At 58.4% G+C, this 9,635-nt stretch carries 7 protein-coding genes; 6 read left to right on the plus strand and 1 reads right to left on the minus strand.

Features of this window, described 5'->3' with window-relative positions:
• Positions 1-23 precede the first annotated feature (23 nt).
• Both HMPREF3158_RS03900 and HMPREF3158_RS03905 read left to right on the plus strand, forming a co-directional pair.
• Complete coding sequence (locus tag HMPREF3158_RS03900; RefSeq protein WP_070497378.1) at positions 24-1,301, plus strand: amino acid permease; 1,278 nt, start codon at positions 24-26, stop codon at positions 1,299-1,301.
• Positions 1,302-1,355: 54 nt separating this feature from the next.
• Positions 1,356-2,396 (plus strand): histidinol-phosphate transaminase, encoded by a 1,041-nt coding sequence (locus HMPREF3158_RS03905; protein ID WP_062035692.1) that lies wholly within the window; start codon positions 1,356-1,358, stop codon positions 2,394-2,396.
• Positions 2,397-2,422: 26 nt separating this feature from the next.
• On the opposite strand, the gene HMPREF3158_RS03910 is transcribed toward HMPREF3158_RS03905, so the two are convergent.
• Positions 2,423-3,136 carry a TetR/AcrR family transcriptional regulator gene (locus HMPREF3158_RS03910; protein ID WP_070497380.1) on the minus strand — a complete coding sequence of 238 codons (714 nt, stop codon included), beginning with the start codon at positions 3,134-3,136 and terminating at the stop codon, positions 2,423-2,425.
• Between the two features lie 164 nt (positions 3,137-3,300).
• On the opposite strand from HMPREF3158_RS03910, the gene HMPREF3158_RS03915 reads away from it, so the two are divergent.
• The 4 genes from HMPREF3158_RS03915 (at position 3,301) to HMPREF3158_RS03930 (ending at position 8,826) form a co-directional block, all read left to right on the plus strand.
• Positions 3,301-4,812, plus strand: a complete 1,512-nt coding sequence (locus tag HMPREF3158_RS03915) for a flavin monoamine oxidase family protein (RefSeq protein WP_070497382.1) — start codon at positions 3,301-3,303, stop codon at positions 4,810-4,812.
• Between the two features lie 3 nt (positions 4,813-4,815).
• The gene (locus HMPREF3158_RS03920; protein WP_062035695.1) at positions 4,816-5,739 is read left to right on the plus strand and encodes a universal stress protein; all 924 of its coding nucleotides are present in this window, start codon (positions 4,816-4,818) and stop codon (positions 5,737-5,739) included.
• A 75-nt stretch (positions 5,740-5,814) separates the two neighbouring features.
• Entirely contained in the window at positions 5,815-7,377 is a 1,563-nt protein-coding gene (locus HMPREF3158_RS03925; RefSeq protein WP_070497384.1) for an APC family permease, read from the plus strand.
• Positions 7,378-7,449: 72 nt separating this feature from the next.
• Positions 7,450-8,826 (plus strand): NAD-dependent succinate-semialdehyde dehydrogenase, encoded by a 1,377-nt coding sequence (locus tag HMPREF3158_RS03930; protein WP_062035697.1) that lies wholly within the window; start codon positions 7,450-7,452, stop codon positions 8,824-8,826.
• Positions 8,827-9,635: the final 809 nt, after the last annotated feature.

The raw sequence follows: 9,635 nt of genomic DNA on the forward strand, positions 1-9,635 counted from the left end.
GTCCCCAAACAAAGGATTTTTCAATGAGCGATACCGTTGCTACCGCTGTTGAGCGTGCAGAGGCCAAACCTGCTGGCTCCACGATGACTTGGGTCATCACCCTGTTCGGCACTGCCGTCGGCGCAGGAATTTTGTTCCTTCCACTTAACGCTGGTGGATTTGGTTTCTGGCCACTGGTCTTTGCCACGGTCTTCATCCTGCCGCTAGTCTATTTCTCGCACCGCACCTATGTCCGAATAGTCAGTGGCGCGCCGATCCGCGACCACGGCAAGGACGTCCTGGAACTGGCCACGCAGTATTTTGGCCGCACCTCCGGCATCGTTATCGCCATTTTGTACTGGCTCGCTATCTTCCCCACGGTGCTGATTTACGGCATCAGCATCACCAACTCGGTCGATAGCTTCATCGTCAACCAACTGGGTGGACCTTCCATCAACCGGTGGGTACTCGCCATCCTTTGCGTGGGCATTATGACCGGCGCGTTCGCCGTGGGCCGCAAGCCCATGCTGTGGCTGGCCCAGGTGCTGGTCTATCCGCTCATCTTCGCTTTGGCAGCAACGTCCATCTATCTCATCCCACGCTGGGATTTTCAGAGCTTCCTGCACTACGACAACGGTGAAGGCGACTTTGGAATCCTCAAGGGAATCCTGCTGATTCTGCCGGTGCTTGTATTTTCCTTTTCCCACATGGCGGCACTGTCTCAGTTCGCACTAGACATGCAGCCGGCCTATGGCGAGAAGACCGCCAAGCGCGTTGACCGCACGGAGATGCTTACCGCCATCTTGCTGGTGGTCTTTACCATGTTCTTTGTTTGGTCATGCGTCCTGGCTTTGGGCGCCGACGGAATGAATGAGGCGCTGGAACAAAACATTCCGGTACTGTCCTACTTCGCTAACGTCACCGGCACCCCGTTCATGGCCTACATGGCACCCGTTGTGGTCATGTGCGCCATCATCTCCTCCTACTTCGGCCACATGCTGGGCACCGAGGAAGGCACAGAGTACCTGCTGCGCCTAGCAGCGCCAAAGCTGGCTGAGCGCATCTCGCACCGCAGCCTGCTTAACATCATCTATCTCATCACCTTCGTTGGCACTACCCTGGTGGCGGTCTATAACCCATCCATCGTGTCGATGATTTCGGTCGTCGGTGGCATCTTCGTGGCTTTCCTCGTTTACCTGGTCCCGGTCTACATGTTCAAGAAGTTCGACGCTTATTCCAAGTTCAAAAATGACCCGTGGAACTACTTCGTATTCGGCATGGGAATCGTCATTATGGCGGTTACCGTGTGGAACATGTTCTAATTCTTATCTATCACTTCTTAAAAGTCGCTTTAAAGTTAGGAGTTTTATAGTCATATGCTTCGCTCTGATCTCAACAAGTTCCCTGATTACAAGCCCGGCAAGTCCGACGGCGACAAACTGAAGCTCTCCTCCAACGAAATCCCTAACCCGCCGCTTCCTTCCGTGCTCGAGGCAATGACGCGGGCGGCAGCGGAGACCAACCGCTACCAGATCGATGGCTGCCCAGAACTGACCACCGAGCTTTCTAAGTACCTGGGCGTTCCTGAAGATCACCTCACCATCGCAGCGGGCGCCTCGGCCATCGTTCAGCAGGCCATCGGAATGTCCTGCCACACTGGTGACGAAGTAATCTTCCCGTGGCGCAGCTTCGAGGCTTACCCGCTCTACGTGCGCATGGCCGGCGCGGAACCAGTGATGACTCCGCTTACCGAGGACGACCGCTTGGGCTTGGATGCCGTAATCGAGGCCATCACGGACAAGACCCGCGCCATCATCCTCTGCAACCCGAATAACCCAACCGGCACCACCATCACCAAGGGCGAGTTCCGTGACTTCATGGAGCGGGTTCCGAAGGACATCGTGGTTATCCTCGATGAGGCTTACTGGGAGTACAACGACGCGGAGGATACCCCGGACTCTGCCGAGGAGATTTTCAACTACCCGAACCTGGTGGGCGCCCGCACCTTCTCCAAGGCCTTCGGCCTTGCCGGTGCACGCGTGGGTTACGGCATCGCCTCCCCGGAGCTCATCCACGGCCTCAAGCTAATGACCATGCCGCTAACGGTTACCTACATGGCAGAAAAGGCTGCCATCGCAGCGCTTAACTCGGCAGAGGAGCTGCTTGCCCGCGTCGAAGAGACCAAGGTGCAGCGCGAGCGCGTAGCAGAGGCAATTGGCGCGCGCCCTTCCAAGGGCAACTTCGTTTGGATTCCACGCGGCGACGCCGAAGAGGTTGAACGCAAGCTTTCTGACGAAGGCGTCATCATTCGCCGCTACCTGGATGAAGGCGTTCGCGTTTCCATTACAACTGAGGAAGAAACAAACATCTTCTTGGCCGCCTGGGAGCGTGCGGGCATTCGCCCATACGGCGAATAATCGCCTTCTATCCCATCGCCCTTTCCCTACTTAGACGGCGGTTGCTCACCTGGAACCGTCGGCAGGAAATCTGCCAATAACGCCGCCAAACCCGTTTGAAACGGATCTTCCGCAAACGGGTTGGCGGCTTTTTGCTCTTTAGTTGCCGCAGCCGAAAGTTTTTCTTGCCATGCAGCACGAGCGCTGCGCAGATGCGGTGCTTCTATATCACCGTCTTCGGGAACCTCGAAGATTTCTTGGGGAGCATTGGCGTCGAAGGCGGAGCCGTAGATGAAGGACTCCAGCATGATGATCCGCGGCAGAATCTGCGCGGATTCGACGCCGGCAAATGCCAGTACCTCAGCTAATTTTTCGTACATTTTCACTGCCCGTGGAGCACCGGACACGGGGGTAGAAGCAATGACCTCCACCAGCGGATAGTGCCGCGCGAATACATCGCGGTAGGAACGCGCCCAGACCTCTAATGCGTAACGCACGCTCACCTCGCCCGCTAAGGCGGCGTCGAGAAGCGATGCGTCTACCTGCGCCATAACCGCATCCTCTACAAGGATGAGCAGCTCATGTTTGTTAAGTACATGGTTGTACAACGCACTCGGCCCCACCCCCACTTCGCGGGCAATTCGGGCCATTGTGAGTTTGGCATAGCCACTTTCCTCCACAATTTTTAAAGCGGCCTCGGCAATTTTCTCACGGTTTACCAGCGCCTTTGGTGGCCGACCTTTAGCGCGCGAAAAATTCATGGCTCAAACCTCTATCCAGAGTCACATTGATTCCTGTACAGTGACACGCAACACAAAATGAATGTTGTTCATTTTGCGCTGAGCTTTCAAACAATTTTCCCATAGACGTTTCCTCTGCACCGCGTAGAGGAAGATGTTCACCACTTCGCACAGGAGAACCCACCATGTTGTCATTATTTAGCAACGAATCCAACACCAACCCGGTCCTCGAGCGCGACGTTGTCGTCATCGGCGCGGGCCCTGCCGGCCTCATGGCAGCACGCACGCTGAAGAAGAAGGGCCTTTCCGTCGCAGTCTTGGAAGCCCGCGACCGCGTCGGCGGCCGTACTTGGAATGGCAAGGTCAAGGATGCCGAGGGTGTCGAGCACTTCGTGGAGCTGGGCGGACAGTGGATTTCCCCGGATCAGACGCGGCTCATCGAGCTCGTTGATGAGCTAGGACTCGAAACCTTCCAGCGCTACCGCGAGGGCAAGTCCATCTACGTTGCCCCAGACGGCACCCGCCACGAGTACGAGGGCACCGTCTTCCCCGCTTCCGAGAAGACCATCGCGGAGATGGACCGCCTCATCAAGATCATGGATGACCTCGCAGCCGAAATGGACCCGGCGCGCCCCTGGGCACACCCGCGTGCGAAGGAGCTGGACTCCATCTCCTTCCGCAAGTGGCTCGAAGGCTTGTCTGATGACCCGGAGGCAATCGACAACGTCTCCATCTACGTCGCCTCGGGCATGCTCACCAAGCCTTCCTATGCTTTCTCCACCCTGCAGGCAGTCCTGATGGCTGCTTCCGCGGGCTCCTTCTCCAACTTGGTCGACGAGGACTTCATCCTGGACCGCCGCGTGGTCGGCGGCATGCAGTCCGTGTCTCTGACCATGGCCGAAGAGCTAGGTGAGGATGTTTACCTCGGCACCCCTGTGCGCGAGCTGCACTGGGCCGAGGTTGACCCAACCACCGCTGATGACCTCAACAAGGTCGCAGCCGACGTTCGCAACGGCGTGCCGAACAACGGCGAGGCCCGCGAGGTCATCGCCTACTCCGAGAAGGTCACCGTGAAGGCGCGCTACGCCGTGCTCGCGGTTCCACCAAACCTGTACAACCGCATCTCTTTCGTTCCGCCGCTGCCACGAGACCAGCAGATCGTGCACCAGCACATCTCCATGGGCTTGGTCATCAAGGTCCACGCCATCTACGACAAGCCTTTCTGGCGCGAAGAGGGCCTTTCCGGCACCGGCTTCGGCGGCGGCCGTTTAGTTCAGGAGGTCTACGACAACACCAACTACGGCAAGAACTTTGCTGCCTCTGCCGAGGGCGAAGAAGACCAGTACGGCACTTTGGTTGGCTTCGTCTCCGACGTTTATGCCGAGGAAATGTGGCACCTGCCTGAAGAAGAGCGCAAGGAGCGCATACTTTCTGCCATGGCGGACTACCTGGGCCCGAAGACCAAGGAGCCAATCGCGTTTTACCTCTCCGACATGGCCGCTGAGGAGTGGACCCGCGGCGCCTACGCCACCTCTTATGACCTGGGCGGCCTATCCCGCTGGGGCCACCTGCAGAACGAGCCGACCGGCTCCATCTACTACGCCTGCTCCGACATCGCTGCCGAGGGCTACCAGCACGTCGACGGTGCTATCCGCCAGGGCGAGCTCGTCGCCCAGGAGATTGCCGATAAGGGTTAAATATTGTCTGCTTCTGATTTTGATCGCCGCGCAGCCACCGGACATATCTTGGTGGGCTACGTTGCTACGGACTATGGCAAGGACGCGCTCCGCTTGGGCATCGCCCTTGCTAAGACCCGCAACGTCAACCTTGAGATCGTCATGGCCGCGCCGGCCAATAATTCCTTCTCCGGTGTCTACCCGCACGACCGCGGATACAGTTCCATCCTGGAAGAACAGATTGCAGGTTGGTTACAGGAGGCGCTGGGCGAAGTCCCCAGTGACATCCGCGCCACCGCCCGAATCGTCCCCGGCGAGTCTGAAGCCGAAGCGCTCAATCGCGCGGCGGAAGAACTGGACTGCGACATGATCGTGGTTGGTGCGCGCAAGGGCGGCCTTTTTGGCCGCTTCCAAATGGGTACTGCGGTCAACACGTTGTTGCACTCCGGTACTGTCCCTATCGCTCTCGCGCCACGCGGCTACTCCTACCCCGGTCCAATTAGCCGCATCACCGTCATGTTTGGTCCGCGCCCAGGCACCACGGACGTCATCGCAATTGGTTTGGACCGCGCGCGGCGCCGTCGCCTTCCGCTGCGACTGCTTTCGCTCGTGCTGCCTGGCGAGTCCGATCTGCATGGCCTCGGCACCGACGTTCCCAATGCGGTACGCGCTTATGCCAACCGCAAGCTGGGCGATATCGCCGAAGAAATGCTCTCGGCTGGTTACGCCACAACCGACGTCGCCACTGGGCGCGACGTCGAAGCCGCAATGGAAAACGTCACCTGGCAAGACGGAGAGCTCGCCGTGGTTGGCTCTTCTCGCCTCGCGGTTCCCGGCCGGCTCTTCTTGGGTGGCACGGCGTCGCGAATGCTGCGCTCCATTCCCGTTCCCATGGTCGTCGTACCAGCCGGCTACATGCACGCCGGCGCCGACCACGAAGCGATCTAGCAGACGCTTTCGCCCAGATCGCTTCCTACCACCAGACCGTATTTCCTAGTTCTTTTTGAAAGGCGGTGAGTAGTCATGACTAGTGCCACTCCTGCACCACCGATTCAGCCCACGCCAGGAAGCGGCGATAACATCGCTTCCACCAAGGGCCTGGCTACCGGGCGCGTCGGCTTACTCGGCGCAGTCGTCATCGGCATCAGCTGCATCGCGCCGACCTATACGCTGACTTCGGGACTTGGCCCCACCATTTCCGCGGTGGGCGAGTTTGTTCCGGCGGTCCTCCTTTTGGGATTCATCCCGATGCTCCTGGTGGCCTTTGCCTACCGTGAGCTCAACAATGCGGTTCCGGATTCCGGTACCTCATTTACTTGGGCCACCAAAGCCTTTGGTCCCTGGGTGGGCTGGATGGGCGGATGGGGCCTTATTACTGCCACCATCCTGGTGCTCTCGAACCTTGCCGCAGTCGCCGTGGACTTCTTCTATCTCCTCCTTGCCCAGATAGCAGGCCGCCCCGAAATTGCAGACCTAACGCGCAATCTCTGGATCAATATCCCCACCACGATGGTCTTCATCGCCATCGCAGCCTGGGTTTCCTACCGTGGCCTAGATTCCACGCAGAAGCTGCAATACGTGCTGGTTGCCATCCAGATCATGGCCATTGTGGTCTTTGACATTGTGGCCATCGTGCGCGCTTATAAGGGCGGTGGATTCGACTTCACCCCGATTTCAGTTTCATGGTTTAATCCGCTGGAAATCGGCAACTTTTCCCTCATCGCGGCCGGCATTTCCTTGTCCATCTTCATGTTCTGGGGCTGGGACGTCACGCTGACGATGAACGAGGAAACAAAGAACCCAGAAAAGACTCCGGGGCGCGCTGCAACCATCACGGTCTTGGTCATCATCAGCCTCTACATTCTGACGGCCTTGGCTGTCATCACGTGGGCAGGAACGGGTGATGAAGGCCTGGGTGCCGGCAACCCGGAGAACCAGGAATCGATCTTCGCCGCGCTCTCCTCCCCTGTGCTGGGCTCGGCCGCCCTGCTTATCTACGTCGCGGTGCTCTCCAGTTCCTTCGCCTCGCTGCAGTCCACGATGGTGGGCCCCGCCCGTACGCTGCTGGCGATGGGATACTACAAGGCGTTGCCGCCGGTCTTTTCCAAGATCAGCCCCAAGTTCCGCACGCCGTCTACGGCCACGATTGCCTCCGCTATTGCAGCGGGCGGTTTCTACACGGTCACGCGCATCCTGTCTGAGAACGCGCTGTGGGATACCATCTCCGCGCTCGGTCTCATGATCTGCTTCTACTTCGGCATCACGGCGGTGGCCTGCATCTGGTACTTCCGCCACGAGCTTTTCAGCAGCGTGCACAACATCATCTTCAAGTTCATCTTCCCCCTGCTGGGTGGTGGATTCTTGCTGCTGATGTTCTTTATCACCGCATTCGACTCGCTTAGCCCGGAATACGGTTCCGGTTCCTCTATTTTCGGGGTGGGCACCGTCTTCGTTCTGGGCATGGGAATTCTGTTACTCGGCGCCGTATTAATGCTGTTCACGCGCTTTGCCCATCCGGATTTCTTCAAGGGCCGCACATTGAAGCGGATAACGTCCGGCGAAGACTCTCAATTGCCGCTAGTTTAGAGGCTAGCCCTATTTCAACCTAGTTCACTATTAGGCTCCAAAAAGAGCTGGATCACACAATAAGGAGAATTAATGTCTAACACTTACCGAGTTCAAAACCCTGCTACCGACGAGATCGTCGAGACCTTCGACTCCGCCACCGACGCCGAGGTAGAAGGCGCACTGGCGAAGGCCGCCGCAGCCTACCGTGAGTGGAGTGCGCGCCCGATGTCCGAGCGCGCGGAAATCGTTGCTCGCGCCGCCAGCCTCTTTGCGGAGCGCAAGGAGGAGCTGGCCAAGATTGCCGCGGAAGAGATGGGCAAGCCAATTTCCGAGGGCATCGAGGAAGCAGAGTTCTCAGCGGCCATCATCAAGTACTACGCCGATAACGGCGAGGAATTCACCAAGGATCAGCCGATTCCGGCTTCTGCCAATGGCACTGCGGTAATCCGCCGCCTGCCCATCGGCCCGCTGCTTGGCATCATGCCGTGGAACTTCCCCTACTACCAGATTGCCCGCTTCGTGGGCCCGAACCTGGTCCTCGGCAACACCATCGTCCTAAAGGATGCAGAAATCTGCCCTCGCTCCGCACTCGCCGTGCAGAAGATCATGGATGACGCCGGCATTCCGGAAGGCGTGTACAACAACATCTTCGCCACCCACGATCAGATTTCCACCATCATCGCGGATCCACGCATCCAGGGAGTTTCCCTGACTGGCTCCGAGCGCGCCGGCGCCATCGTGGGTGCCCAGGCAGGCCAAAACCTGAAGAAGGCAGTGCTCGAGCTCGGTGGATCCGATCCTTACATTCTTCTCGATACCGACGACGTCAAGGAAGCAGCCAAGCTGGCGTGGACGACCCGCATGTACAATACGGGCCAGGCCTGCAACTCCAACAAGCGCATGATTGTCATGGAGGACATCTACGAGGAGTTCGTGGCTGAGCTGACCAAGCTCGCACAGGCAGCAAAGGCAGCGCCTGCCGACGCCCAGGGCGAAGGCACCTACTCCTGCCTGTCCTCGCGTGCGGCTGCGGAGACCCTGCACGATCAGATTCAGCGCGCGGTGAAGGAAGGCGCTTCCTTGCGCGCTGGCGGCGAGCTGGCGGACAAGGGTGCTTTCATCTCCCCCGCCGTTATCACCGACATTCCAGTCGGCTCTGACATCTACTACGAGGAGTTCTTCGGCCCAGTTGCTGTGGTCTACAAGGTTTCCTCCGACGAGGAAGCGCTCGAGCTGGCTAACAACACCCAGTTCGGCCTGGGCGGCACCGTCTTTTCCAAGGACACCGAGCGCGCAGCCGCCATCTCTCGCCGCCTCGAGGTGGGCATGGCCAACGTCAACACCCCGGCCGGTGAGGGCGAAGAGCTGCCTTTCGGCGGCGTGAAGCGCTCTGGCTTCGGCCGTGAGCTCGGCCCATTGGGTATGGACGAGTTCGTCAACAAGCAGATGTACTACGTCGAGAACTAATCTCTTCAACGACATCGCTGCAGGTTAGAAACGAATAAAAGGGAGGGCGGCTTCCAGCTCCGCACTGCGGAATCTGGAAGCCGCCCCTTTTCTATTTCGACGGCCTGTAAGTCAGTGCTGCCTAGGTACTCCTACTGCTGCGAAGAGCCTGCGGAAGAACCGGTGGAGGAACCATTAGAAGAACCACCGCCTGGAGCACACGCGTCATAGAACACGCCACCCAGAAGGAGTCCGGCGGCTATGAGTGCCAGTCCGGCGCGTCCCGTCAAGTTCGTTCTATTTTTCTATGCGCTGCGCTGATAGTCAGGCCCGGTTGGAAAAATAAATTCCGGTATTACTTTTGGCAAACACCCCTGCCCCATTACGTTGTTGGCAGTTCCGCTTGAAGGAACTCAGGATTCGTACTCCTAGCCCCATGCTGGGGCAGGTTATGTTTGTCTGCGTTCCTTCTGCCTTGGGGCAGTGGAACTAGTCGCTGGCTTCGGTATGGCTTGTTTTCGTCCCTGTCTGAAAATGATCCGGGGGGTGATGCCGCCGAAGGCAGTGGCATACTCCAGACTGCTAATAGGAACCTGACCCGCACAGAATGTGCGAGGTCTCAAAGTAATGTGGATGCCAGCGTGAAGTATGTCCGACCACCAGCGATGAAATAAGTCCCATACTCATTCAATTCGCTAGGAGGTCTGGCATGACCTACGACTATGTCATCGGCATGGACGTCGGTAAATACTTTCACCACGCTTGCGTCTTAGATATCGACGGCACCCGGGCCTGACCCCCGGAAAGTGGACACGTCGGGGGTTAGCTAT

It is taken from the genome of Corynebacterium sp. HMSC06G04 (genome assembly GCF_001807365.1).
GTDB classification, from domain to species: Bacteria; Actinomycetota; Actinomycetes; order Mycobacteriales; family Mycobacteriaceae; genus Corynebacterium; species Corynebacterium simulans.